The organism is Ensifer sp. NPDC090286 (assembly GCF_044769565.1).
In the GTDB taxonomy this organism is placed as follows: domain Bacteria; phylum Pseudomonadota; class Alphaproteobacteria; order Rhizobiales; family Rhizobiaceae; genus Ensifer.
The window spans coordinates 82951-108583 of record NZ_JBIVYF010000006.1 but is presented as its reverse complement, the minus strand read 5'-3'; the positions used below and the strand labels follow the sequence as shown (position 1 = coordinate 108583).

Genomic DNA, 25633 nt, shown 5'->3' with positions numbered 1-25633 from the left:
GGCAAGACCACCTTCATGGTCTATGCCAACATGAATGAGGCCTTTGATCTCGGCTTCTTCAACGGCGCCTGGACGTTTGGCGCGGACAGCCAACCGAAGGCCGAGCTGTTTTTCGACGGCAAGGCATTTTCACCTGTGCGCATCGAGGTGCTGACGCCACAGCAACTCGCTGTCCGGGGAGACGGCGAAGAAGGCGGCTTCCAGACGCTGCTCGAACAAAGTTCGGAATTGCTGTTCCGCGTCGGGGACCATCAGGTCAGGGTCGATCTCAAAGGGTCATCAGCCGCCGTGGAAAAGCTCTGGGATTGTGTCGGTGGCTCATGACCTGCACCGCGCTTGCCAAAAGGCAGGGCCCGATTTCTGATCGGCTGAACGAGGCTAAATTGGTGATCCCATCGGTCGGCTGTCCGAAACGGTTACCTGTTGATCGACGGCGCAATGGGCGTGTCGCCGGGCAGGTCGATGTTGGTGTTTACAGCCGCCCGATGTTGCGACAGGGCGACATGCACGGTTGAGATCTCGACGTTGCGGCAGGGCCACCGGCTCTCGCGCACCATGGCGCCGAGCAGTTCGGGCCGAAGTCCGTCGCCGCGGGTAGCTGCAATCATGTGGAGATTGAGAAGAGGTGTCATCGCTCGGCTCCATCGCTTGATGGAGAATTCTCGCCCTTGAGGGGACCGCGGGCCACCCGATTCCCGCTCGGCGGCGCCAACCGCCAATCGAGGCGGGCGGGTTCTTAGCGGTGGATCGACGAGGTGATCGTCGTGTAGTCCGGCAGGTCGATGTTGGCGATTTCGGCTGCGCGATATTGGGACAGGGCGAAGTGCATGATGGCGATCACGGTGATCGAGAAGACCAGTACGGTGACGTTGACGCCGAAAGCGGTTTTGATCATGTCCTTGTCCTCCAGTCCGTGCGTTTGTTGATGTGTGGCTAACAACCGTGACATGGAGACTATCGTGTGGCGTCGATTGCGCTGTTCCCCGGGGAACATGGAATATGGTTAGCGATTTCTGAACGGCTGACGTGCGTTTGGACCGGCGCATCGATCGCCTGACAGCATCTAGGGGACCATCTCTATTTCGATCCGATATTCGTTCCTCCCCCGTGGGTTCTTCGGGAACGGAGCGGCCCGCCTGACCGCGTCGATGGCTGCAGCATCGGCTTTCTTGTTTCCGGATGAACGGTGGACGGTCAGGAGGGACAATTTGCCGTTCTTCTCGACCACGAAGCGCACCAGGGTTCTCCACGGCCCGTGCTTGCGTGATTGCTGCGTCTGTTCGCGGTCGATGTTTGTGGAGGTGGCCTGGGCGGGCGTCAGGATGCCGGCCGCAAACATAACAGCGCAGAGAATGGTAAGCAGGATTTTCATGGTTCGCCGGAGCCGTGAATGCGGGATCTAAATCAGCTTTCGATTGCATCTGCCAGAATAGTTTCGCTTTTCCGGTGCATAGTCCCTCGCCGAGGGCGGCGACCGGCCGCTTGAACTCGTCTCGCTCGTGCGTATTGTGGCGGACCTGCGCGCACTTTTGCGTCGTGGCATCATCTCCCATCGCCATTCGTTCCGGCCGCAGCGAAGAGCTTGTCTCCCGGTCCAGCTGGCCACACGGCCCCCTCGAAGTGAATTTCAAATGACTATCACCATTCGCCCATCCCGCCCCGACGATTTTCCCCGTACCGTCGACATCTGGCGCAGCGCCGTCGTCGCCACGCATGATTTCCTGACGCCGGAGGATTTTGCCGCCATCGAGGTGCTGGTGCGCGACCAGTATCTGCCGGCGGCCGAATTCTGGATTGCCGCGGACGAGGACGACCGGCCGCTCGGCTTCATGGGCATGAGCGATGCACAGATCGATAGCCTCTTCGTGCATGCGGACGCACGTGGCGCCGGTGTCGGGAGGCGGCTTGTCGAACATGCGATGAGCCTGCATCCGGTGCTGACGGTCGACGTCAACGAACAGAATGCGTCCGGCGCGGGTTTCTATGAGTGCCTGGGCTTCGAGATCGTTGGGCGCTCGCCGGTCGACGATGCCGGCAGGCCCTATCCGCTTTTGCATCTGCGTCGGGGATAATCGCCTGCCGGCGCCCGTTCAGAGGGCTGGCTTGTCGATGGTAATCAGGAACAGGACGGCGGAGGCAGCGGGCTCGATCGTGACGTCGGACGCGGCTTCAAGGATGGCCGTGTCGCCGGCGGCGAGGTCCGCCGTAGCGTCTGCCGTGGTCAGGCGCACGGCGCCTCCATGGCAAAGAACGAGCGTCGTCCTCGCCGCGCATTCCATCGTCTGCGGATGATCGAGCGCGAGACGCTTGACCCTGTGCGCAAGCCTGCCGCGCCTGGTCATGACGTTGAGGTCGACGATCGGGCCATCCACCAGCGTCGCCGATGTCGCGACATCGGCCGGGAAGGGGAGCGGTGCCGCTTCTCCCGTCATCACCACCGGTTCGCGGCCTTCGATCACAAGCCGCATGCCCTTGCCCTGGAGGATCGAAAGCGTGCGGTCGATGCCGGGGAAGCTGGAAAACGGGCCGTCGGTGGCCACCGTCGCCATGCTGACCCGCCAGTCGAAATCGGCGAGCGAGGCGTTGTGCGGGAAGACCGCGATCTCCACGGTCTCGCCGCCGCCGTTCTTCCACGGCATGCGTTTGTAAGTGCTGGCGCGAAGGGTCTTCATGGCTGGCTCTCTTCGATGATCGCGCGCATCCGGGCGAAGTCGCCATTCAGCGGCCGGTCGTCGGCATAGGTCGGGATCCGGGCACGGATCAGCCGGTAGAGCCCGTCCGTGCGTGTCGCGCGGCCACGCGGCTGCAGGTCATAGGCCTGGGATGCGGCGAGCACTTCGATTGAAAGGATCGTTTCGAGATTGTCGGCGATCGCAAGTGCCTTCCAGGCGGCCGGCGTCGCATGGGTGAGGATATCCTCCTGCAGCGCCGAGGTGATGCCGCCGTCCAAGCTGGCAGGAGCTGCGAGGCGCCGGTTTTCGGCGGCAAGCGAAGCGGCGGTGTATTGCGCGATCATGAAGCCGGAGGCAACGCCGCTGTCGCCGGCGAGGAAGGCGGGCAGGCGGCTTACCAGCGGGTTGACCAGCCGGTCGATGCGGCGCTCGGAAATGGCAGCGACTTCGGCGACGGCGACCGCAAGGCTGTCCATGGCAAGGCCAAGGGCAGCACCCACTGCATGGGCCTGCGAATGCACCTCCGGCGCTTCGGGCGTGCCGGATACGGCCGGGTTGTCGGTGAGGCTTGCAAGCTCGCGGTCGACCACTTCGGCGACCTGGGCGAGCGCATCGCGCGCAGCGCCGTGCACATGCGGCACGGCGCGAAGGCTCAAGGGATCCTGCGTGCGGGTGCCGGCGGTCTCTGCCAGCATCGGGCTATCGGCGAGATAGGCGCGCAGCGACGCACCGACCGCATCCAATCCGTCCGAGCGACGAAGCGCCAGCGGGCCGGCGGCAAAGGCATTCGCCTGGCTGCCGAGGTTTTCATAGGTCATGGCGGCGGCGGCATCCGCCCAGTCGAAGAGATGCGCGGCACGCGACAGCGCCAAGGCCGCAAGGCCGGTGGCGCAGGGTGTGCCGTTGACGAGGCTGAGACCCTCCTTGGCTTCGAGCCTGAGCGGTTTTAGCCCGATCCGCGCGAGCGCCTCGGCGCCGCCAATCTTGCCCGTGCCGTCATTGACGGTGCCGTGGCCGATCAAGACGAGGCCGATCGCCGCTGCATGGGTGAGGTATCCGACCGATCCGCCCGACGGAATGTCGGGGATGAGATTGGCATTGAGCAGCGCCAGCAGCGCCTCGACCGTCTCGATGCGCACGCCGGAATAGCCGTGGGCGAAGTTGGCAATCTGGGCGGCCATGACCGCGCGGGCCTCGAGACGGGCGAGCGGTTCGCCGACGCCGCAGGCGTGGCTGAGGATGATGTTGCGCGACAGCGCCCGCTGGTTCTCGCGGTCGATGACGACGTCGCAGAGCGCGCCGACACCGGTGTTGATGCCGTAACCGCGGATGCCGCGCTCGACCAGAGCGTCGACGATCCGGCGGGCATGGACGATGCGTTGGCGTGCCGCATCGGAAAGCGCGAGCGGCGCGCCATTGGCGACCGCCGCGATTTGCTTCCAGGTCAGCGGCGCATCGAGGACTATATTCTCACTCATGGGCTTCCGGTCGTCCCTGTCGGCGTTGCACGAAGCGGGCAACATAATCGTTGGCCGGCCGATCCAGAATATCGTCCGGCGTGCCGACCTGCACCACCTGGCCGTCCTTAAGGATGGCGATTTCCGAACCGATGCGCAGCGCCTCGTCGAGATCGTGGGTGATGAAGACGATGGTCTTTGAAAGGTTCTGCTGCAGTTGCAGCAGTTGGTCCTGCATGTCGGCGCGGATCAGGGGGTCGAGTGCCGAGAAGGCCTCGTCCATCAGGATCACGTCGGTGTCGGCGGCAAGAGCCCGGGCAAGGCCGACGCGCTGCTTCATGCCGCCCGAGAGTTGGTGCGGGAACTTGGCGTCGTAGCCGGCAAGACCGACCGTCTCAATCCATTTCATGCCGATGTCGCGGGCCTCGGCCTTGGGCAGGCCGCGGACGCGCTGGCCGTAAACGACGTTCTGCAACACGGTGCGGTGCGGCATCAGCGCGAAACTCTGGAACACCATGCTGACGCGGTGCATGCGGAAGGTGCGCAGCGCTTTTGCATCAAGATCCAGGATGTTGCTGCCGTCGAAGGCCACTTCGCCGCTCGTCGGCTCGATCAGCCGGTTGATGTGGCGCACCAGGGTCGACTTGCCGGAGCCGGAAAGCCCCATGATCACGAAGATCTTGCCGGCGCCGATCGTCAGGCTGACATTGTTGAGGCCGACGCTGCAGCCGGAGCGGGCGAGGATTTCGCTCTTGTTGAGCCCTTCCTTGGCCATGGCGAGGGCGGCCTTGGCGTCCTGCCCGAAGATCTTGTAGACGTTGCGGATCTCGATATCAGCCATTGCGGGGATCCTCCGTCCGGCTCTTGCCGAAGCCTTGCGTGATGCGGTCGAGAACGATCGCGAGAATGACGATGCCGATGCCGGCTTCCAGGCCCTTGCCGACGTCGAGCGTCTGGATGCCGTTCAGCACCTGCTCGCCGAGGCCGCGCGCGCCGATCATCGAGGCCACGACCACCATCGACAGCGCCATCATGATCGTCTGATTGAGGCCGGCCATGATTGTCGGCGTGGCGAGCGGCAGCTCGACGCCGAAGAGGATCTGGTTGGGACTGCCGCCAAAGGCGGTCGCCGCTTCCACGACCTCATGGTCAACCTGGCGGATGCCGAGATCGGTGAGGCGGATGAGCGGTGGCACGGCGTAGATGATGGTGGCGAGGATCGCCGGCACCTTGCCGAGGCCGAAGAGCATCAAAGCCGGGATCAGGTAGACGAAGCTCGGCATCGTCTGCATGACGTCGAGCACCGGCAGCGTGATGCTGCGCACGGTTCGGCTCTTGGCGACGAAGATGCCCATGGGAACGCCGATGACGACCGAGACGATCGTCGCCATCAGCATCAGCGCCAGCGTCTGCATCGTCAGGTCCCAGAGGCCGAGCACACCGACGAAAAAGAGCAGAATGCCGACAGCTACCGTCAGGGTCCAGCGCTTCGAGCTTTGCCAGGCAAGCGCCATGAAGATGAGGATGACGACCCACCAGGGCAGGCCGCGCAGGATCCATTCGATGAACAGAACGGCCTTCAGAATGACGGCGCTGATCGCCTTGAAGACCCAGCCATAGCCGCTGACCAGCGCCTGGATGAAATCGTTCACCGGCCCGCGAATGGAGAGATTGAGAGAATCCGGAAACATCGGAAACGTTCCTTGCTCGGCTCATCGACGGCCGCCTCCTGCGGTCATCGATGACGCTTGCCTCGGGAATGGTCGCAAGGGGCCGGGAGGAGCCCCACCGACACGGATGTGTGGTGGGGCCCGATCGCAGCGATTGCGTGATTACTTCAGGCTGGCTTCGATCTTGCCGCGGGCTTCGTCCGAAACCCACTTGCCCCAGACATCGGCCTTGGTCTTCAGGAACTCGGCGGCAGCGGCCGTCGCGTCGACCTTGTTGTCGGCCATGTAGGCGAGGCTGCCGTTGACGGCTTCGAGCGGGAAGGTCGCCTTTTCGAGGATGGCGATGATCTCGGGGGCTTCCTGCGCGAAGGTGCTGTTGACGCCATAGGAGACGTCCACCGACGGGAAGGCGCAGCCCTGGTCACGCTTGCCGTTGGCGCTCGAAAGCTCCTTCCAGCATTCTTCGCTATAGGCCGGCTCTTCAAGCTGCACGAGCTTGAACTTGCCCATGATCGCGGTTGGCGACCAGTAGTAGAAGAGGATCGGCTCGCCCTGGAGATAGGCGGACGTGATGGCGGAATCGAGCGCCGTGCCGGTGCCCGGACGGAAGTTCACATAGGTCTCGCCGAGCTTGTAGGCTTCGAGCTTGGCCGAGCTCACGCCTTCGCAGGTCCAGCCTGACGGGCAGTTGAGGAAGCGGCCCTTGGTCGGCTCCTCCGGATCGGCGAAGAGTTCGACGATCTTCGGGTCGGAAAGCTGCGAGACGCTCTTCAGATCCGGCGCCTTGGCTTCAAGGCTGCGTGACGCGTCGCCCTTGATCACGTATTCCGGCACGAACCAACCTTCGCTGGCGCCGACAAAGGTCTTGCCGACGGCGACGACCTTCTTTTCCTCGACCGCCTTGTTCCAGATATCGGAGCGGCCGAGCCACTCCTCGGCGAAAATCTGCACGTCGTTGTTGGCGGTTGCCTGTTCCAGCGTCACCGAGTTGCCGGGGATCGAATCCACCTGGCAATCGTAGCCCTTGGAAAGAATGGCCTTCATCACTTCGGTGATGAAGGCGCCGCTTTCCCAGTCGATGCCGGCGAACATGACGGTCTTGCCGTCACCGCAATAGGAAGCGCTGGCGCTGCCGGCCGACGCCGCCAGCACGAGGCCGGTTGCCGCTAGGGTGAGTTTCAATTTGTTGATCGACATTAAGCTGTTCCCTGATTTGATTTTGGCTTTGACGATTTACTTCAGTTTCATCAGCACCCGCGCGAAGGCGCGGTCGATATCGTCCTCCCGGTCGTGGCGTCCGTTCCGGATCTTCCACGTGCCCGCGACCATGACGTCGCGGACGGTCTCGCCGCCGAGCGCAAAGAGCCAGCGGTCAAGGATCTGGTTGTCGGTGGCGGCGGCGATGTAGGGATTGCTGCCGTCGAGCACGACGAAATCGGCGCGCGCGCCGATGGTGATGCCGGTCGTCTTCTGTCCGGCCGCCTGGGCGCCGCCCTTATGGGCAGCGTCGAAAATCGTCCGGCCGATCGAGGCGCCGGGGCCGGTCGCGAGCCGGTTGCGGCGCCGGTCGCGCAGCCGCTGGCCGTATTCGAGCAGCCGCAGTTCCTCGGCAACGCTGGTCGCCACATGGCTGTCGGTGCCGACGCCGATGACGCCGCCTTCGGCCATGAAATCGACCGCCGGGAAGATGCCGTCCCCGAGATTGGCCTCGGTTGCGGGGCAGAGGCCGGCAACCGCGCCGGAGCGTGCCAGGCGCTGGCGTTCGCTTTCGGTCAGATGCGTTGCGTGGATCGCGCACCAGCGCTCATTGACCGGCATCTCGTCGAGCAGCCATTCGACCGGGCGGCGGCCGCTCCAGGCGAGGCTGTCGTCGACTTCCTTGGTCTGCTCGGCCACATGGATGTGGATCGGACCGGCAACCGGTGCGGCACCGAGGATGATACGCATTTCCTCGGGCGTCGCCGCGCGCAAGGAGTGGATGGCGTAGCCGAGCGTGTGACCCTGCTCGCGGCAGAGCGGTTCAAGTCGCTGCAGCAGTGCCAGGAAACGCTCGGGATCATGCAGGAACGGCCGCTGTCCGGCGTTCGGCGCAACGCCGCCGAAATTGGCGTGGGCGTAGAAGACAGGCAGATGGGTGAGGCCGATCCCGGTCGTGCGGGCGGCAGCGAGAATGCGCAGCGACATCTCGGCCGGGTCGGCATAGGGCGTGCCATCGGCATGGTGGTGCAGGTAGTGGAATTCGGCGACGTGTCCGAAACCGCCCTTCAGCATTTCCATATAGAGCTTGGCGGCGATCGCCTCGACATCGTCGGGGTTTACCAGCCCGACGGTGCGATACATTTCCTCGCGCCAGGTCCAGAAGCTGTCGTCGCCGCTGCCCGCCACTTCGGCAAGGCCGGCCATGGCGCGCTGGAAGGCGTGGGAGTGAAGGTTGGCGATCGCCGGGATCAGCGGGCCGGCGGTGCGCTCGTCGCTGCTAGCGGCGGCGCTGCCGGTTTCGATCGCTGCAATGCGACCGGAAGCGTCGAGCGAAATCGCGACGTTTTCGGACCAGCCGCCGGGCAGGAGAGCCCGTTCTGCAAAGATCCGGTTGACGGGAAAACTAGCCATGTGCATTTTCCTGTACGTAGTTGTATATGGAACTATAGATATTTTACGCTGGCGCGCAAGCGTGAAATGAACGAAAAGATTCGAGAGCGAATGCGCACGATTTGTTCGGCGGCGCGGAAAGGCGGGGCTTGAGTTGATGACGGCACTGGGAAAACGGAACGAGACGATCGCTTTCGAAGACGGCCCGGTGCCGCGCTACGAGGCGGTCAAGCAGTTCATCCGCAGCCGCATCGAGAGCGGCGAATGGCCCGCCCATCATCGCATTCCCTCGGAAAACGAGATCGTCGCCGACCTCGGCGTCAGCCGCATGACCGCCAACCGGGCGCTCAGGGAACTCGCAACCGAAGGCGCGATCACGCGGGTGCAGGGCGTCGGCTCGTTCGTGGCCGCCCACAAGGGCAGCACCGCGCTGCTTGAAGTGCGCAACATTGCCGACGAGATCCACGAACGTGGCCACGCCCATACGTCGTTGATGACGCTGCTCAAGGAAGAGATCGCGACGCCTGACATCGGCTATGCGCTCGGCCTTGCCACCGGTGCCCGCGTCTTCCATTCGATCATGGTGCATTCGGAAAACGGCCTGCCGATCCAGATCGAGGATCGTTTCGTCAATCCGGCGATCTGCCCGCGCTATCTGGAACAGGATTTCCAGGCGATGACGCCGAACGCCTATCTCACCGCAATGGCGCCGATCACCCGCACCGAACAGATCGTCGAGGCGGTGGCGCCGCAGCTCTGGGAATGCAAGCTGCTCGGCATCGACCGCAACGAACCGTGCCTGATGATCCGCCGCCGCACCTGGTCGGACGCCGGCAATGTGACGACGGCGCGGTTGCTCTATCCCGGCACGCGCTATCGGCTGGAAGGCATGTCGCAGTAGGCCGCGGGTGGGTGTAAACGGGAAACCGCACATCTTTTCCTTGATCCCGCTCTAATCTCGACAACATTCCGGTCGATTCGGAGGATCGACCGCCGAAGGGGAGGATGACGAGACCATGGTTGAGGACGCGCTGAAGCTTCGCACCGAGCTTCCGAGACCCGATGTCGGAGCCGAGGAGGCGCGTTCGCTGCTCGCCGAACACTATGGCCTGTCGGGTACGATCAGCGAACTCGGCAGCCAGCAGGACCGCAACTACCGCCTCGACACGGGTGAGCGGCGTTATGTTCTGAAAATCTGCCGGGCGGAATACGAGCCGCTGGAACTGGAAGCGCAGAACGCGGCGTTGCGGCATCTCGGCGACCGTCTGCCGACGGCACGCGTTGCGGAAGTCGTGCCCTCTCTCAAGGGCGAGGCGATCGAGAGCGTCGCCGTCCGCGGCGCGGATTATCGCATTCGCCTGCTCAGCTATCTCGAAGGCGAACCGCTCACCCGGCGCAAACATCTGTCGCGCGAAGCCGTGGCTGCCCTCGGCGGCCTGGCGGGCCAGCTCGCGTCGGCACTGGAGGACTTCGAGCATCCGGGGCTCGAGCGGGAACTGCAATGGGATCTCAGGCGCGCCGGGCCCGTCGTCCTGCATCTCCTTACAGATATGGCGGACCAGCAGCGCAAGAAGCGCATCGCTGAAGTGATGGTCGGCGCCATGCGGCGGCTGCAGCCGCTCACTCCTGGCCTCAGGACCCAGGCGATCCACCATGACGTTACCGACGACAACGTCGTCAGCCGGCCCGACGCGGCCGGCCGGGCGATGCCGGACGGTGTCATCGACTTCGGCGATATCCTCAATGGTTGGCTGGTTGCCGAACTTGCCGTCACCTGCGCCTCGCTGCTGCATCATGCGGATGGCGACCCCTGGTTCATCCTGCCCGCGGTCAAGGCGTTTCATGCGGCATGCCCGTTGACCGAGGTGGAACTGAAGGCGCTCTGGCCGCTGATCGTCGCGCGCGCTGCGGTGCTGGTCGCAAGCTCCGAACACCAGCTCTCTCGCGAGCCCGACAACGCTTACGTCGAAGGCAATGCCGCGCATGAGCGGGAGATCTTCGAGGTCGCCTCGTCGGTGCCTTCGGCGTTGATGGAGCACGCCATTCTTTCAGCCGTCGGCTTCGCGCCGGTGTCGGCCCGGGTGACCGGTGAGAGCCTGATCCCGGGGCTCGGCCCCACGGACGTGCGCCAGATCGAGCTTTCGATCCTGAGTCCGCTTTTGCCGGAGGAGCGCTGGCAGCACCAGGGATTGCCGATCTCGCTGCTGCAGCACGCCGCGCACGCAATCGGCATCGCGACGACGCGCTACGGCGAATACCGGATGACGGAGACCCAGCTGCGGTCACCGAAGCCCGATGCCACCTTCGCCCTGCATGTCGATATCTGCCTGGAGGCCGGGCGCGAGATTGTCGCTCCCTTTGCCGCTCGTATCGTCCGGCAGGACGGGCTGCTGGTGCTCGAAGGGGCCGAAGTGAGCCTGTTTCTCGAGGGCGTGGAAGCCGGAGCCGATCTGGAGGACACGATCGTTGCCGGCGCTGTGCTGGGCGCCGTCTCCGGCGAACAGAAGTCCTACGGCCTGATCCGTGTCCAGCTTTGCCGCGAGCATGGCCTCGTGCCGCCACTTTTCGTCATGCCGCATCAGGCGGCGGCGTGGAAGCACCTGTGCCCGTCACCGGCCGGTATCCTCGGCTTCGAATGCGATGGGCCCGAGCCGCACAGCGACACACTGCTCGCCCGCCGCCAGCAGCACTTCGCCAAGCCGCAGAAGAACTATTACCGGCAACCGCCGCAGATCGAGCGCGGCTGGAAGGACCATTTGTTCGATATCGAGGGCCGCAGCTATCTCGACATGGTCAACAACGTCACCATTCTCGGCCACGGGCATCCCCGGCTTGCCGCCGCAGTCGGGCGGCAATGGTCGCTGCTCAACACCAATTCGCGCTTCCACTATGCCTCCGTCGCCGAATTCTCGACGCGGCTTGCAGCCCTCGCGCCGGATGGGCTCGACACGGTGTTCCTCGTCAACAGCGGCTCGGAGGCGAACGACCTGGCGCTGCGGCTTGCCTGGGCCTATTCCGGCGCGCGCAATGTCGTGAGCCTGCTCGAGGCCTATCACGGCTGGACGGTCGCGAGCGATGCGGTGTCGACCTCGATCGCCGACAATCCGCAGGCGCTCGAAACCCGCCCGGCCTGGGTGCATCCGGTCACCGCGCCCAACACCTATCGCGGCGAATTCCGCGGCGCCGACACGACCGACAGCTATGTGCGCTCCGTCGTCAAGAAACTGACCGAGCTGGACGCATCGGACGAGAAGCTCGCGGGCTTCATCTGCGAGCCGGTCTACGGCAATGCCGGCGGCATTCCCTTGCCGAAGGGCTATCTCGACGCTGTTTATGCGATGGTGCGGGCGCGTGGTGGTGTCTGCATCGCCGACGAGGTGCAGGTCGGCTACGGCCGGCTCGGTGATTACTTCTGGGGCTTCGAGGAGCAGGGTGTCGTGCCCGATATCATCACGGTCGCCAAGGGCATGGGCAACGGACATCCGCTTGGTGCGGTTATCACCCGCCGTGAGATTGCCGATGCGCTGGAGAAGGAGGGATACTTCTTCTCGTCCTCGGGCGGCAGCCCGGTGAGCTCGGTCGTCGGGCAGGTGGTGCTCGATATCCTGACTGAGGAACGGCTGCCGGAAAACGCACAGGTGGTCGGCGGCTATCTGAAAGCGCGGCTCGAAGCGCTCGGGCAGCGTTTCCCGCTGATCGGCGCGGTGCACGGCATGGGGCTCTATCTCGGCGTCGAATTCGTGCGCGATCGGGAGACCCTGTCGCCGGCAACCGAAGAGACTGCGGCGATCTGCGACCGCCTGCTCGATCTCGGCGTCATCATGCAGCCGACCGGCGATCATCTCAATGTGCTGAAAATCAAGCCGCCGCTCTGCCTGTCGCGCGAGAGCGCCGACTTCTTCGCCGACATGCTGAGCCGCGTGCTGGAAGAAGGCTGGTAAAAGCGAAAACGCCGCGGGGAGGGCCGCGGCGTCTCGTTGGCGCTTTTCCTTGGGTCTAGCAATTCCGAACGGAGACGTGCCGGAATCGCTCCTTGCGGATCAGCGTGCCGGCGGGGCGTACATCAGGCCGCCCTGGCTCCAGAGTTTGTTGAGACCGCGATCGATCTTCAGCGGGCTGTCCTTGCCGAGGTGGCGTTCGAAGACTTCGCCATAGTTGCCGACGGCAGAAACCACCTGGTAGGCCCACTTCGGATCGAGGCCGAGCGACTTGCCCGCTTCGTTCTCGATGCCGAGGAAGCGCTTTTGGGCGGTCGTGCCGCTTTCGATGAGCTTGGCGGCATTGTCCTTGGTGATGCCGAGTTCTTCCGCTTCGGTCAGTGCGAACAGCGTCCAGCGCACGATCTTGAACCACTGATCGTCGCCCTGGCGGACGGCCGGGCCAAGCGGCTCCTTGGAGATGACTTCCGGCAGAACGACGAAACGATCGGGGTCGTTCAGCGTCAGGCGCTGGGCATAAAGCGCCGAAGCGTCGGTCGAGTAGACGTCGCAGCGCGCGGTGTTGAAGGCCTGGATCGTCTGGTCGGCCTTCTCGAAGGCGACGACCTGGTACTGGATGTTATTGGCGCCGAAATAGTCCGCCATGTTCTGCTCGGTCGTCGTGCCGGTCTCGGTGCAGACGGAAGCGCCGGAGAGTTCCTTGACGCTCTTCACGCCGAGGTCGTTGCGCACCATGAAGGCCTGGCCGTCATAGTAGTTGACGCCGACGAAGCTCATGCCGAGATCGGTGTCGCGCGACAGCGTCCAGGTGGTCTGGCGCGAAAGCAGGTCGGCCTCGCCCGACTGCAGCGCGGTGAAGCGCTCCTTGGTCGAGAGCGGCACGTATTTCACCTTGTCGGGATGGCCGAGCGCTGCGGCAGCCACGGCACGGCAGAAATCTATGTCGAAGCCGGTCCATTCGCCCTTGTCGTTGGGCGCGGAAAAGCCGAGCACACCCTGGCTGACGCCGCAGCGAAGCTCGCCGCGTTCCTTGATGACGTCGAGCATGCTGGCGTTGGCGGCGGTGCCGGCAAGAAACGCCGCGCTCGCCAATGCCAGAACTCCAAGTTTCACTCCAAGTTTCATTTCCTGTTCTCCTCTTCTCTTGTTTTAGGACATGCGTCTTCGTTGCCGGGATGCGTGTCGTGCACCCCGGTCATGGCATCTGGTTTTTCTGCTGTTCGACCCGGCCTTAGCCGAGCGTCCTTGCGACGTCCGCGAAGGTCTCTTCGAGCACGGCGAGCAGGTGATCGGCATCGCGTTTCGAGAAGATCATCGGCGGGCGCATTTTCAAGATGTTGTCATGCGGACCTTCGGTGCCCATCAGCACGCCACGGCGGCGGGCGCCGTTGGAGACCGCGCGGGCGAATTCGGTTGCCGGCGCCTTGGTCTTGCGATCGGTCACGAGTTCAATGCCGAGGAACAGGCCCATGCCGCGCACGTCGCCGATCACTTCGTAGCGGGCCTGCATGGCGCGAAAGGCATCGATCAGATAGTTGCCGACCGACAGCGCATTGCCGCGCAGATCCTGCCCCTCGATCACGTCGAGCACGGCGAGGCCGACGGCGCAGGAGACCGGGTTGCCGCCGAAGGTGTTGAAGTACTCCATGCCGTTGTTGAAGCTGTCGGTCACCTCGCGGGTCGTGACGACGGCTGCGAGCGGATGGCCGTCGCCGATCGGCTTACCCATGGTGACGATGTCGGGCACGACGCCTTGGGTCTCGAAAGCCCACCAATGGCTGCCGACGCGGCCGAAGCCGACCTGCACCTCGTCGGCGATGCAGACGCCGCCGGCTTCGCGCACGAGACGATAGACTTCCTTGAGGTACCCCTCCGGCAGGAACACCTGGCCGGCGACGCTCGGGATCGATTCCGCGATGAAGAAGCCCGGACCTTCGCCCTTGGCCTTCATCGCGTGGATCAGCTCGGCGACGCTATCGGCGAAGCGCTTGCCGTGTTCCTCGGCCGGCCAGTCCGCCGGCGCATGGTAGCTGTCGGGAATGGTCGCCACATGCACATGCGGTTTGGGACCCTTGCCGCCCTTGCGGCGGAACTTGTAGGGGCTGATGTCGATCAGCTCCTGGGTTGTGCCGTGATAGGACCAGTCGAGCGTGATGGCATTCTCGCGACCGGTATGGGCACGCATCAGCCTGAGCGCCAGGCTGTTGGCTTCCGAGCCGCTGTTGACGAAACCGGCGACCGTCAATTCCTTTGGCAGCGTCGCCGTCAGCCGCTCGGCATAGGCGACGATGTTGTCGTGCAGGTAGCGGGTGTTGGTGTTGAGGATCGCCGCCTGCTTGGCCATCGCCTCGACGACCGCCGGATGGGCGTGACCGATGTGGCAGACATTGTTGAAGCAATCGAGATAGGCGCGGCCGCTGTCGTCGATCAGCCACACGCCTTCGCCGCGCACGAACTTGATCGGCTTGTCGTAGGAGATCGAAAGGTTCGGCAGGAGCAGTTCCTTGCGGCGCTTGACGATCTCCTCGTGCGAGCGGCCCTTCTTCTCATAGAATTCCTCGGCAATGCCTGCAAAGGTGCGCGCATCCGGGAAGAGTTCGGCCCAGACATCGAGAAACTGCGGTTCGCCGACGCCGAGGATTTCGGTCGCCGTCAGGCTGGTGTCGGTCGAAAGCTGCAGATGCAAGTGCGGCGCCCAGCCGCCGTTTTCCTTCGGGGCGCCCATCTCGCCGACCAGTGCGCCGGCCTCCAGCCGATCGCCGGCCTTGATGCGTCCCATCGCTTCGTGCGCCATGTGACCCCAGAGCGTGACGAAGGGCGGGCAGCCCTCGGGATCGTGGCGAAGCGCTATCAGGCAGCCGTAGCCGAGCGGGTCTTTCTCGATCTCGACGCTGACGACGGTGGCGGCAAGCGGTGTGTAGAGCCTGGTGCCGGCGGCCATGAACAGGTCTAGCCCGAGATGGCGGGTGCGGCGGGTGTGGTCGATGAAGCGCGAGACGAACATCTCGCCGGCATAGACCGTGCGTTCTTCGCCAAAGGGGCCGATGCCGAGTTCGACGCCGTGCGTGCGGCAATAGTCTTCCCAGATCGCCTGGGCTTCATTCGGTTGTTCGGCTGCCGATTTCACGGTCATCGGATGCTGCGGGTCGCCGTAGGGAACGAGCGCTGCCGGGTAGGTGCCGGCCGGGCGTGCGAGTAGCGGTTTCAGCGTCTTGCGGTTCTCGCGGATCCAGGCGGCAACGGCACGCGCGCCCGGGCTTGCCTCGAAGCCGCAGGCATGCCGCAGGATGGCGGTCGCGAAACGCGGGTTCATCCGGTCGAGCTTGCGCAGCAGCGTCCAGGCCGGGCGTTCGCTGATCGCCAGATAGGGATTGTCCTCGGTGTGGGCGCGGCGGGAGGCCGAGATCGTCACCGACGTGACGAGGCGCATGGCGATGAGATCGAAGAGCAGGTCGATCTCTTCTTCCGCCAGCGGATATTCGCCATGGAAGCCGCGGGCGATGGCAGCGGCAGCGCCGATCGGATCGGGATGGTCGAGCCCGGCATAAGCGGCCGCGATCGCGACCTCGGCGATCACCGGCGCATGCAGGGCGTCGCCGAAATCGATCAGGCCGGAAATGGTGTCGTGGTCGACTTTATCGACCAGCACATTCCAGTCGTTGGCGTCGTTGTGGATGACGGCGGCACGAAGGGTCGCAAGGCGCGGCGCCACGGACTTTTCGAAGCGGACAAGGAAGCGCTCGAGCAGCGCGCGGTCTTCGGCGGAAGCGACGTGATGCAGCCGGTCGGCCGAACGGCCGGCGTGGCGGATGTCCCAGTCGAGGTCGCGCAGCGCGCCCGGATGCATGAAGCCCTTGAGCGAGACGTCGAAGCGGCCGAGCATCTGCCCAAGCGACTGGAGCGCCGCATCGCTGCGTCCGGTTTCGGCAAGCGGCAGGCCCTCGACCCAGCTGACGAGCCGCAGGCGGTGGGTGACGCCGCCCGCACTGGTGGTCGAAGCAAGGCTCGCGCCCGACAGCGTCGGCCGGATATGCGGCACCGGCAGGTCGGCGGCATGGGTGCCGACGTGGCTGAGCAGTGCGGTCTGGAAATCGCTTTCGACCTCGGGCTCGGCGCCATTGACGATCTTCAGAATGGAGATGCTGCCGTCCTCAGCCTCGACCTTGAAGTTCTGGTCGCGTTCGCTGGCGAGCAGCGAGAGCGTGCCGGAGAGGCCGTAATGCTCCTTCAGCAAGGCGGCTGCCGCTTCGGTCGAAAAGTCGGGCGTGGTCTTCAGCATATCGTTCATGGGGATCCTCATCTCGGTGAGAAGATTTGCATGAGCGACGAGGGGATGCATCCGGCAATATGCCGGTTGCACCGGCACTATGTTTATAATAACCGTCATCTTGTCGGCGAGCACGGAGAAGGGGACATGCAGGACATCGACGCGATCGACCGCACCATCCTCAGCATCCTGTCGCAGGAAGCACGGATCCCGATGAAGTCGCTGGCAGGCCGGATCGGGCTCTCCCGAAGTGCGACGACCGAGCGAGTCACGCGACTGGAAAAGGCCGGCGTCATTCGCGGCTATCGTGCCGATATCGGGCAACTGGACGAGGGCACGATCCAGGCCTTCCTGCTGGTGACCCTGAAGCGCACGCCATCGATCGGCGTGCTCGACCGGCTCGCCGGTTTCTCCACCGTGCGCAAGGTGTCCTCTGTCAGCGGCCAGCTGGATTTGGTCGTCGAGGTCGAGGTTGGCTCGATCAATGCGCTCAACGAGCTTCGCAATGAGGTGGCGACGATGGACAATGTCGAGGACCTGACGACGTCCATCGTGCTGAGAAGAGATATCGAGCGGAGCTGATCCGCAGCGGAACTGGGGGCTCGGTCAGCCCTCGCTCAGCATCTCCGCCTGCGGCGCAAGCCGTTCGAGCAGCGAGCGGCGGACCCGGCCGATGTCGCGCATCGGTGGCTCGCCAAAGTGGCGGGCATATTCGCGGCTGAACTGCGACTGGCTTTCATAGCCCACCTGATGGCCGGCATCGCCGGCGTCAAGGCTTTCCTCCAGCATCAGCCGCCGCGCCTCCTGCAGCCGAAGCTGCTTCTGGTATTGCAGCGGGCTCATGGCGGTGATCGCCTTGAAGTGATGGTGCAGCGACGAGACGCTCATCGACACGCGGTTGGCGAGGTCGTCGATGCGCAAGGGCCGCGAATAGTGTTCCTTCAGCCAGGCGACGGCGCGGCCGACCTGGTGCGGCTGGCTGTCGGTCGTCGCCATCTGCCTGAGCCGGTGGCCATGCGGGCCGGTCAAAAGCCGATAGAGGATCTCCTGTTCGATCAGGGGCAGCAGTGCTGGGATATCGTCCGGCCGTTCGAGCAGGCGCAAGAGCCGAAGGGCCGCATCTTCGAGTTCGACAGTGATCTTGCTGACACTCATGCCGCGCACGGAGGTGGCGGGTGCCGGCAGTTGCGACAGGGACGCAAGCAGCGCCTGGATCTTGCCCGGGTCGAGCGTGAAGGCCATGCTGAGGTAGGGCTCCTCTGCGGAGGCCTGGCAGACCTGGGACAGAACCGGCAGGTCGATCGACGTCAGCAGATAATCCGAGGCGCCGTAGATCAGCGTCTCTTCGCCGAGTACCACGCGCTTGGCCCCTTGCACGATGATTGCCAGGCTCGGCCGGTAGGCGGAGCAATTGACCGGGGCATCGCCGCCGTGCCGGTGTAGGCTCAGGCCGGCAATCTGGGTCATGTGATCGCCGTCGGTTTTGGCAAACCGGGCAATGACGTCGATCATCTCGGGACGGGCAGTCTGTCGCGTGGCTGTCATAATCTCAGGTCTTTCCAGCGGCTTAGCGTCGTGTGAGGCAACGCTCAGATAGGGTCTCGACGTGCCATCTCCAGGATGCCGCTGTCAATCTTGTAGGATCGTGCAAAAACTTTGCAGGATCGCTCTAACGCTTGCAGCGCCCGCACCCTCATAGTCCTGATGCGTCAGGCCGGGCTCCCTCCGGACCTGCACCCTTTCCCAAAATGAGGACAGACTGATGGCCATTGCAAGAGGATATGCGGCGACCGATGCGTCGAAGCCGCTGACGCCCTTCACCTTCGAACGCCGCGAACCGCGCGACGACGACGTGGTGATCGAGATCAAGTATTGCGGCGTCTGCCACTCCGACATCCACCAGGCCCGCAACGAATGGGGCAACTCGGCTTTCCCGATGGTCCCAGGCCACGAGATCGTCGGCATCGTCACGGCGGTCGGCTCCAAGGTGACCAAGTTCAAGGTCGGCGACCGCGCCGGCGTCGGCTGCTTCGTCGATTCCTGCACCACCTGCGCCACCCGCGACCTCGACCTGGAACACTACATGCCGGGCCTGGTCGTGACCTATAACGGCGTTGAAGCCGACGGTAAGACACCGACCCAGGGCGGCTATTCCGACAGCATCGTCGTCAAGGAAGGCTACGTTCTGTCGATCCCGGAGAACCTGCCGCTCGATGCCGCAGCACCGCTTCTGTGCGCCGGCATCACGCTCTATTCGCCGCTACGCCACTGGAAGGCCGGTCCCGGCAAGAAGGTCGCGATCGTCGGCATGGGCGGTCTCGGCCATATGGGCGTCAAGCTGGCGCATGCCATGGGCGCGGACGTGACCGTTCTCAGCCAGACGCTCTCCAAGAAGGAAGACGGGCTGAAGCTCGGCGCCGACCACTACTACGCCACCAACGACCCCGAGACCTTCAAGGCGCTCGCTGGCACCTTCGACCTGATCATCTGCACGGTTGCGGCCGAGATCGACTGGAACGCCTATGTCAGCCTGCTGAAGGTCGATGGCGACTTCGTGCTGGTCGGCATTCCGGAGAACGCCGTGCCGGTGCACGCCTTCTCGCTGGTGCCGGCGCGCCGCAGCATTTCCGGCTCGATGATCGGTTCGATCAAGGAAACTCAGGAGATGCTCGACTTCTGTGGCGAGCATGGCATCGTCTCGGAGATCGAGACGATCCGCATCCAAGAGATCAACGAGGCCTATGAACGCGTCGTCAAGAGCGACGTGCGCTACCGCTTCGTGATCGACATGGCGTCGTTGGCGGACGTCGCCTAAGTTGAAAAAACAGACGGCCCGGCATCTGCGCAGATCCCGGGCCGTTTTTTGTTTGCGGCAGAGGCTCACACCAGCGGCAGCGGCCCGTCGTTCTTGATCTCTTCCATGACCGCATAGGTGCGGGTTTCCTTGACGCCCGGCAGCGTCCAGAGCACCTGGCCGAGGAAGTTGCGGTAGGCGGCCATGTCCTCGAACCGCGTCTTGACCAGATAGTCGAAGCCGCCGGCCACCATGTGACATTCGAGCACGGACGGCGCCTGTTTGACGGCGGCGGCGAACTGGTCGAAGACGTCGGGTGTCGTCTTGTCGAGCATGACCTCGATGAACACCAGCAGGCCGAAGCCGAGCTTCTGCGGGTCCAGTCTCGCGCCGAAGCCCGAGACGTAACCTTCCTTCAGCAGCCGCCGCAGCCTTTCGCTGGTCGCGGTCGGCGACAGGCCGATGCGATCGGCGAGCTCCAGATTGGTGATGCGGCCGTCCGCCTGGAGGATGTTGAGAATTCGTCGGTCAATCTTGTCGATCTGATGCATGGAGCCTCCCACCCGTGCCTCAGGCGGCAAGTCGCGTTTCCGCGAGCTTCACCCAGTAGGAAATGCCGTGCGGGATCGCGTCGTCGTTGAAATCGTAGGCGGGGTGATGCAGCCCGGCCGTGTCGCCATTGCCCATGAAAATAAAGGCGCCGGGGCGGGCAAGCAGCATGTAGGAGAAGTCCTCGCCGCCCATCATCGGATCGAGCGACGGCTGGATATTGCCGGCGCCGGCAATTTCGGCTGCTGCCTGCAAAGCATAGCCGGTCTCGTCGGCATGGTTCACGGTCACCGGATAGTTGCGGTTGTAGGCGACCTGGACGGTCGCGCCGTAGATCTGGGCAACGCCCTCGGCAATCGTGCGGATGCGGCTTTCGCCGATCTCGCGAACCTCGGGCATGAGGGTGCGCACGGTGCCGCCGAGCACGGCTTCCTCCGGAATGACGTTGTGGGCGAAACCGGCATTGAACTTGGTGACGGAGACGACGACGGAGGCGAGCGGGTCGACGGTGCGCGACGCGATCGTCTGCAGGGCGGTCACGATCTGGGTGCCGACGACGATCGGGTCGATCGTCTTGTGCGGCTGGGCGGCATGGCCGCCACGGCCCTTGATGGTGATGGTGAACTCGTCGGTCGAGGCCATGATCGGGCCGACGCGGCTGCCGAACTGGCCGACGGGCATGCCCGGCATGTTGTGCATGCCGTAGACTTCGGCGATGGCGAAGCGCTCCATCATGCCGTCCTTGACCATCTCGTTGCCGCCGCCGCCGCCTTCTTCGGCGGGCTGGAAGATCACGGCGACCTGGCCGGCGAAATTGCGGGTCTCAGCGAGATACTTCGCCGCGCCGAGAAGCATGGCCGTGTGGCCGTCGTGGCCGCAGGCATGCATCTTGCCGGACGTCTCGGACGCCCAGTCCTTGCCGCTCGTCTCGGTGATCGGCAGCGCGTCCATGTCGGCGCGCAGGCCGATGGTGCGGCCCGCGCCGAGATTGCCGCGGATGAGGCCGACGACGCCGGTGCGGCCAAGCCCCGTCACGATTTCGTCAACGCCGAACTCCTTCAGTTTCTTTTCGACGAAGGCTGCCGTATTTTCGACCGCGAACAGGAGCTCCGGATTCCTGTGCAGGTGGCGCCGCCATTCGGTGACTTCATTCTGGAGCTCGGCGGCACGGTTGAGTATCGGCATCGTTTCGTCCTGTCGGTCTGTTCGATCACTAATTGTATCTGCGTATCGGTGTGGATTGGCATCACTGCCCGTGAATGGGCTTTGCCATCTCCTCGCCATATAGGCTAAATAGCCGGACGAGACGAGGCAACAGCGGATTTTCGAGGTCCTATCGTGGTGACAGCAGGATTTTTCACGCGTGGCAAGTTGAAGACGCTCGGAGTGACGGCGGCGACATGCGCCACGCTTCTTGCGGCGCTGCCGGCTGCGGCCAATCCGAGGCTGGTCGTCGACGTCAATTCGCTGAAGGTTTACGAGCACCAGGATATTTTCCAGAAATGGTATCCGGCGTCGCTGACCAAGCTGATGACGGCCTACACGGCCTTCCGCGCCATCAAGTCCGGCCAGCTTACGCTCGAGAGCCCGGTCGTCATGACCAAGAACGCCGCCGCCGAGCCGCCGAGCAAGATGTTCTACAAGCCCGGCCAGGCGATGACGCTCGACAGCGCGCTGAAGATGATGCTGGTGAAGTCGGCAAACGACGTCGCCGTCGCGATCGCCGAAACGGTCGCCGGTTCGGAGCCCGCCTTCATCGAGCGGATGAACGCCGAGGCCCGCCGCATCGGCATGACGTCCTCGAACTTCGTCAACCCCAACGGTCTGCCCGGTCCCGGCCAGTACACGACGGCCCGCGACCTTGCGGTGCTGGCGATCACGCTCAAGCGCGAGTTTCCGCAATACGCCTCCTATTTCTCGCTGGAAGGCTTTACCACCGGCAAGAAGGATTATCCGAACTACAACATGCTGATCGGCCGCTTCGAAGGGGCTGACGGCATGAAGACCGGCTTCATCTGCGCCTCGGGCTTCAACCAGGTTTCGTCCGCCACCCGCGAGGGGCGCAGCGTCGTCTCGGTCGTGCTCGGTGAGGACAGCCTCGGTGCGCGTGCGGACGAGTCGGCAAGGCTCCTGCAGATGGCACTGACGACGAACGGCAACGGCAAGCCGTCGCTGGTGCAGATCCCGCCCTATGGCGAGACGCGCGACATGGTCGCCGACGTCAGCAAGCAGATCTGCTCGAAGGCGGCCGCGAAGGTCCGCAGCGAAGGCCGCGACGAGGCCGGCCGCCAGAAGCTGCTTTCGCCCTATATCCACGAAATCAACCGGCCGCTGAAGCTCGCCTTCGCCGGGCTCATCGCCGGCAGCGGCGAAAAGGCTCCGAAGCTTGCCGGCGACCCGGCCGGCCAGGGCGATGTCGCCAATGTGCCGATCCCGGTGCCGCGGCCGACCTTCTGATCGGAGTGCATGATGGTTAGTCCCTTGTCGGCGGTGCCGGTCTCGATCCTCACCGGCTTTCTCGGTGCGGGCAAGACGACGCTGCTCAACCGGTTGCTGAAGGATCCCGATCTCTCGGATACGGCCGTGATCATCAACGAGTTCGGCGACGTCTCGATCGACCACCTGCTGGTGGAAGCGTCCAGCGACGGGGTCATCGAGCTTTCCGACGGCTGCCTCTGCTGCACCGTGCGCGGCGAACTGGTCGATACGCTCGCCGATCTCATGGATCGCATGCAGACTGGCAAGATCAAGCCGCTGAAGCGCGTCGTCATTGAGACCACGGGCCTTGCCGACCCGGCGCCGGTGCTGCAGTCGGTGATCGGCAACCCGATCATCGCGCAGAACTTCCGCCTGGACGGCGTCGTCACCGTCGTCGATGCCGTCAACGGCCTGCAGACGATCGCCAACCACGAGGAAGCGCTGAAGCAGGTTGCCGTTGCCGACCGCATCGTCATCAGCAAGGCCAGCCTTGCCGAAGTCTCGGAGCGTGATGCGCTGACGGCGCGGATCCGCGCGCTCAATCCGCGCGCGCCGCTGATCGATGGCGACAGTGCCGAGGCAGGGCGCGCAGAGCTGTTCGACTGCGGCCTTTACGACCCGTCGTCGAAGATCGCCGATGTCGGCCGTTGGCTGCAGGACGAGGCGCATGACGACCACCATCATGACCATGGCCACGAGCATCACGACCATGATCACGATCACCACCATGGCCACGGTCATCACCACCATCACGATGTGACGCGGCATGGCGGCGACATCCGTTCCTTCAGCATCGTGCACGACCGACCAATCGAGCCGATGGCGCTCGACATGTTCATCGACCTGCTGCGCTCGGCGCATGGCGAGAAGCTCTTGAGGATGAAGGCGATCGTTGCGGTTGCCGACCGGCCGGACCGGCCGCTTGTCCTGCACGGCGTGCAGAACGTCTTCCACACGCCGGAGCGGCTCGCCGCCTGGCCGGACCCGAACGACCGGCGCACGCGCATGGTGCTGATTACCAAGGGGCTGACGGAAGACTTCGTTCGCGATCTCTTCGATGCCTTCACCGGCAAGCCGCGCATCGACCGGCCGGACGCCCAGGCGCTCTCCGACAACCCGCTCGCCGTTCCGGGCATGCGGTTCTAAAGCAAGCTCCAGGAAAAGTGCGAAGCGGTTTTCCGCCCGGAGTTGCGGCTTTGAGGCAAGCTCCAGGAAAAGTGCGAAGCGGTTTTCCGCCCGGAGTTGCGCCCTTGAGGCAAGCTCCAGGAAAAGTGCGAAGCGGTTTTCCGTCCGGAGTTGCGCCCTTGAGGCAAGCTCCAGGAAAAGTGCGAAGCGGTTTTCCGTTCGGAGTTGCGGCCTTGAGGTAGGCTCCGGGAAAGGTGCGGACCGTATTCTGGCTGCAGGCAACCCGAATACAAATCATGCCAAGCCGCGTTGCGGCTGGCTGCGTCTCAGACGCCTTTGCGGATGAGGAACCGGTGGCCACCGTCGGCGGGTGCGGTCTCTTCGAGCTTGTGGCCGTCCTCGTTGCAGAAATGCGGAATGTCGATCACGGCCAGCGGGTCGGTGGTCTCAATCTCCAGCAAAGCGCCCGGTGCCAGCGAGAGCATGCGTTTGCGCGTCTTCAAAACGGGAAGGGGGCATTTAAGCCCCCTGAGATCATAGACGATCTTCTGTTCGTCCGGCATCAATTGCCCCAGATCTTCCAGAACGGGCGCTTCTTCGGCGGCTCTTCCGTCAGAACCGGCGCCTCGGCGGTCGCATCGGCTGCAGGCGTCGTTGCCGTGGTCACGGCAGCGGCTTGCTGCTGGGCAGCGGGAGCCGCTGCTTTCGCCTGCTTTGCGGTCGTTGCCGGAGCCGGCTGTGCCTGCGGTGCGGCGGTTGCCTGCTGGTCCGGCGTCACGACGACGGGAGCCGGCATCTGCAATTCCGGTTCGCTCTTCGAGAACAGGCTCCAGAAGGATTTCTTCGGCTCTTCGACGGCTGCCTGCATCACCGGCTGCGGAATGGGATTGGCAGCGGGGACGGGCACGTGCTTGCCGCCATCGGTCGCCTTTTCGAGTTCCTTCTTCTGGAGCTCGACAGCCACCTTGGTTTCTTCCGCTTCCTTCTGATCGGCGAGCTTCTTTTCGAGATCGCTCGCCTTCATCATCTTGCCGGCGTCAAGCGAGTTGCCGGTCGGAGCATAGGCGAGCTCGCGGCCGACACGCTGCTTGGCGACGATCGCCTTGCGCTCGGCCTCGCTCGGCTCGTACCAGACCATGCCGTCATACTTCTTCATGGCCTTGTCGTAGTCGGTCTGATAGCTCTTCTCGAAGGTCGACATGGCGACCTGCAAGGCCGGCGGCGTCGACATGGCCGGGCACTGTCCACCCGGATTGAACGGGCCGGAGGCCTGCTGGTTGAAGACGTACTTCTTTTCGCAGACGTTGACTTCCGGCGGACGCTTGGTGACTTCGAACTGATCGTAACCGACCTTCAGCATTTTCCAGAAGTCGATATTCGGGTTGTCGCGGTGACGCGCCATGTTTTCCGCGGTCATGCGGAAGGGGAAGGCCTGCAGCTGTACGCTTTCCTGGCCGCCCTTGAAGCTGTCGCGGGCGAGCGCGAAGATCTCGATCATCTGCTCGTCGGTCATCGAGTAGCAGCCCGACGACGAGCAGGCGCCGTGGATCATCAGGTGCGTGCCCTGGCGGCCGTTCGCCTTGTCGTAGGCGTTGGGATAGCCGGTGTTGATCGCCAGATAATAGTTGGAGTTGGGGTTCATCTGGCGGGGGAAGAGCGGGTAGAAACCTTCCGGGGCCTGCCGGTCGCCTTCCTTAACCTTGGGGCCGAGCTTGCCGGACCAGGCGCAGATCTTGTAGGTCTTCAAGAGCTGGAAACGGTTGGCAGTGTTGGCCTTCCAGACCTCGAGCGTGCCTTCTTCCTTGAAGATGCGCAGCGCGATCGGCGCCTGCTTCTGCATGCCGAGTTCGGTCATCTTTCTGACCATCGGCGCAGAGACCTGGTACTCGGTCTTGTTCTTGACGGACTTGATATCGACCGACGTCGTCGCATCCAGCGCTTCGTTGGTGCAGCCGGCAAGTGTGGCGACAATGGCGGCGGAAGCTAAAAGGTTCCAGAAACGCATCAGCAGAGGCCCGTTCAAACCCAAACTCGACTAGGAAAGCCCAGTCCGCGAGGGTGGGCCCTTTAGAGAATCACTAAGCGATTATACTT

Annotated in this window: 24 protein-coding genes; 8 read left to right on the top strand and 16 right to left on the bottom strand. The window is 63.9% G+C overall.

From position 1 onward, the window contains the following. The first annotated feature begins 135 nt into the window (after positions 1-135). Entirely contained in the window at positions 136-324 is a 189-nt protein-coding gene (locus tag ACIQUG_RS27250; protein WP_402325312.1) for a hypothetical protein, read from the top strand. Between the two features lie 92 nt (positions 325-416). On the opposite strand, the gene ACIQUG_RS27245 is transcribed toward ACIQUG_RS27250, so the two are convergent. From ACIQUG_RS27245 to ACIQUG_RS27235, 3 genes are all read right to left on the bottom strand, one after another. Continuing rightward, entirely contained in the window at positions 417-632 is a 216-nt protein-coding gene (locus ACIQUG_RS27245; RefSeq protein WP_402325311.1) for a hypothetical protein, read from the bottom strand. 104 nt (positions 633-736) lie between these two features. After that, positions 737-895, bottom strand: coding sequence for a hypothetical protein (locus tag ACIQUG_RS27240; protein ID WP_156133954.1), 159 nt, complete (start codon positions 893-895; stop codon positions 737-739). Positions 896-1063: 168 nt separating this feature from the next. Continuing rightward, positions 1064-1372: an energy transducer TonB gene (locus ACIQUG_RS27235; protein WP_402325308.1), complete on the bottom strand. Its 309-nt coding sequence runs from the start codon at positions 1370-1372 to the stop codon at positions 1064-1066. Between the two features lie 259 nt (positions 1373-1631). Here ACIQUG_RS27235 and ACIQUG_RS27230 point away from each other — a divergent pair, with 259 nt between their 5' ends. Then, positions 1632-2072: an acetyltransferase gene (locus ACIQUG_RS27230; protein ID WP_402325306.1), complete on the top strand. Its 441-nt coding sequence runs from the start codon at positions 1632-1634 to the stop codon at positions 2070-2072. 18 nt (positions 2073-2090) lie between these two features. Here ACIQUG_RS27230 and ACIQUG_RS27225 read toward each other — a convergent pair whose 3' ends face one another. The 6 genes from ACIQUG_RS27225 to hutF form a co-directional block, all read right to left on the bottom strand. After that, positions 2091-2672, bottom strand: a complete 582-nt coding sequence (locus ACIQUG_RS27225) for a HutD family protein (protein WP_402325304.1) — start codon at positions 2670-2672, stop codon at positions 2091-2093. Next, positions 2669-4150: a histidine ammonia-lyase gene (gene hutH / locus ACIQUG_RS27220; RefSeq protein WP_402325302.1), complete on the bottom strand. Its 1482-nt coding sequence runs from the start codon at positions 4148-4150 to the stop codon at positions 2669-2671. The genes ACIQUG_RS27225 and hutH overlap by 4 nt, the downstream gene beginning before the upstream one ends. Then, positions 4143-4970 carry a glycine betaine/L-proline ABC transporter ATP-binding protein gene (locus ACIQUG_RS27215; RefSeq protein ID WP_402325301.1) on the bottom strand — a complete coding sequence of 276 codons (828 nt, stop codon included), beginning with the start codon at positions 4968-4970 and terminating at the stop codon, positions 4143-4145. Before ACIQUG_RS27215 ends, hutH begins: the two co-directional genes overlap by 8 nt. Next, on the bottom strand, positions 4963-5820 hold the full coding sequence (locus tag ACIQUG_RS27210) for an ABC transporter permease (RefSeq protein WP_402325299.1): 858 nt from the start codon (positions 5818-5820) through the stop codon (positions 4963-4965). The genes ACIQUG_RS27215 and ACIQUG_RS27210 overlap by 8 nt, the downstream gene beginning before the upstream one ends. A gap of 141 nt (positions 5821-5961) precedes the next feature. Beyond that, entirely contained in the window at positions 5962-6996 is a 1035-nt protein-coding gene (locus tag ACIQUG_RS27205; protein ID WP_402325298.1) for an ABC transporter substrate-binding protein, read from the bottom strand. A 36-nt stretch (positions 6997-7032) separates the two neighbouring features. Beyond that, positions 7033-8409, bottom strand: a complete 1377-nt coding sequence (gene hutF, locus ACIQUG_RS27200; protein ID WP_402325296.1) for a formimidoylglutamate deiminase — start codon at positions 8407-8409, stop codon at positions 7033-7035. A gap of 136 nt (positions 8410-8545) precedes the next feature. Between hutF and hutC the strand changes: the two genes are divergently transcribed. Beyond that, positions 8546-9289, top strand: a complete 744-nt coding sequence (gene hutC, locus ACIQUG_RS27195; protein ID WP_402325294.1) for a histidine utilization repressor — start codon at positions 8546-8548, stop codon at positions 9287-9289. Between the two features lie 115 nt (positions 9290-9404). Next, the gene (locus tag ACIQUG_RS27190; RefSeq protein WP_402325292.1) at positions 9405-12329 is read left to right on the top strand and encodes an aminotransferase; all 2925 of its coding nucleotides are present in this window, start codon (positions 9405-9407) and stop codon (positions 12327-12329) included. A 99-nt stretch (positions 12330-12428) separates the two neighbouring features. Here ACIQUG_RS27190 and ACIQUG_RS27185 read toward each other — a convergent pair whose 3' ends face one another. Both ACIQUG_RS27185 and ACIQUG_RS27180 read right to left on the bottom strand, forming a co-directional pair. Next, on the bottom strand, positions 12429-13451 hold the full coding sequence (locus ACIQUG_RS27185) for an amino acid ABC transporter substrate-binding protein (RefSeq protein WP_402325291.1): 1023 nt from the start codon (positions 13449-13451) through the stop codon (positions 12429-12431). 106 nt (positions 13452-13557) lie between these two features. Beyond that, on the bottom strand, positions 13558-16614 hold the full coding sequence (locus ACIQUG_RS27180) for an aminotransferase class III-fold pyridoxal phosphate-dependent enzyme (protein ID WP_402325289.1): 3057 nt from the start codon (positions 16612-16614) through the stop codon (positions 13558-13560). 126 nt (positions 16615-16740) lie between these two features. On the opposite strand from ACIQUG_RS27180, the gene ACIQUG_RS27175 reads away from it, so the two are divergent. Continuing rightward, positions 16741-17175, top strand: coding sequence for an Lrp/AsnC family transcriptional regulator (locus tag ACIQUG_RS27175; RefSeq protein ID WP_043617453.1), 435 nt, complete (start codon positions 16741-16743; stop codon positions 17173-17175). Positions 17176-17199: 24 nt separating this feature from the next. Here the strand turns inward: ACIQUG_RS27175 and ACIQUG_RS27170 are convergent, their stop codons facing one another. Continuing rightward, a complete protein-coding gene (locus ACIQUG_RS27170; protein ID WP_043617455.1) occupies positions 17200-18138 on the bottom strand; it encodes an AraC family transcriptional regulator in 939 nt (312 codons plus the stop codon). Between the two features lie 217 nt (positions 18139-18355). Between ACIQUG_RS27170 and ACIQUG_RS27165 the strand changes: the two genes are divergently transcribed. Next, a complete protein-coding gene (locus ACIQUG_RS27165; RefSeq protein ID WP_402325287.1) occupies positions 18356-19408 on the top strand; it encodes an NAD(P)-dependent alcohol dehydrogenase in 1053 nt (350 codons plus the stop codon). Positions 19409-19473: 65 nt separating this feature from the next. Here ACIQUG_RS27165 and ACIQUG_RS27160 read toward each other — a convergent pair whose 3' ends face one another. After that, the gene (locus tag ACIQUG_RS27160; protein ID WP_043617461.1) at positions 19474-19938 is read right to left on the bottom strand and encodes an Lrp/AsnC ligand binding domain-containing protein; all 465 of its coding nucleotides are present in this window, start codon (positions 19936-19938) and stop codon (positions 19474-19476) included. A 19-nt stretch (positions 19939-19957) separates the two neighbouring features. Continuing rightward, the gene (locus ACIQUG_RS27155; protein ID WP_043617464.1) at positions 19958-21121 is read right to left on the bottom strand and encodes a M20 aminoacylase family protein; all 1164 of its coding nucleotides are present in this window, start codon (positions 21119-21121) and stop codon (positions 19958-19960) included. Positions 21122-21322: 201 nt separating this feature from the next. Here ACIQUG_RS27155 and ACIQUG_RS27150 point away from each other — a divergent pair, with 201 nt between their 5' ends. Then, the gene (locus ACIQUG_RS27150; RefSeq protein WP_043617470.1) at positions 21323-22393 is read left to right on the top strand and encodes a D-alanyl-D-alanine carboxypeptidase family protein; all 1071 of its coding nucleotides are present in this window, start codon (positions 21323-21325) and stop codon (positions 22391-22393) included. Between the two features lie 12 nt (positions 22394-22405). After that, positions 22406-23560 (top strand): CobW family GTP-binding protein, encoded by a 1155-nt coding sequence (locus ACIQUG_RS27145; protein ID WP_402325285.1) that lies wholly within the window; start codon positions 22406-22408, stop codon positions 23558-23560. A gap of 305 nt (positions 23561-23865) precedes the next feature. On the opposite strand, the gene ACIQUG_RS27140 is transcribed toward ACIQUG_RS27145, so the two are convergent. Then, on the bottom strand, positions 23866-24102 hold the full coding sequence (locus tag ACIQUG_RS27140) for a sulfurtransferase TusA family protein (protein WP_402325284.1): 237 nt from the start codon (positions 24100-24102) through the stop codon (positions 23866-23868). Continuing rightward, positions 24102-25544: a L,D-transpeptidase family protein gene (locus ACIQUG_RS27135; protein WP_402325281.1), complete on the bottom strand. Its 1443-nt coding sequence runs from the start codon at positions 25542-25544 to the stop codon at positions 24102-24104. The genes ACIQUG_RS27140 and ACIQUG_RS27135 overlap by 1 nt, the downstream gene beginning before the upstream one ends. Positions 25545-25633: the final 89 nt, after the last annotated feature.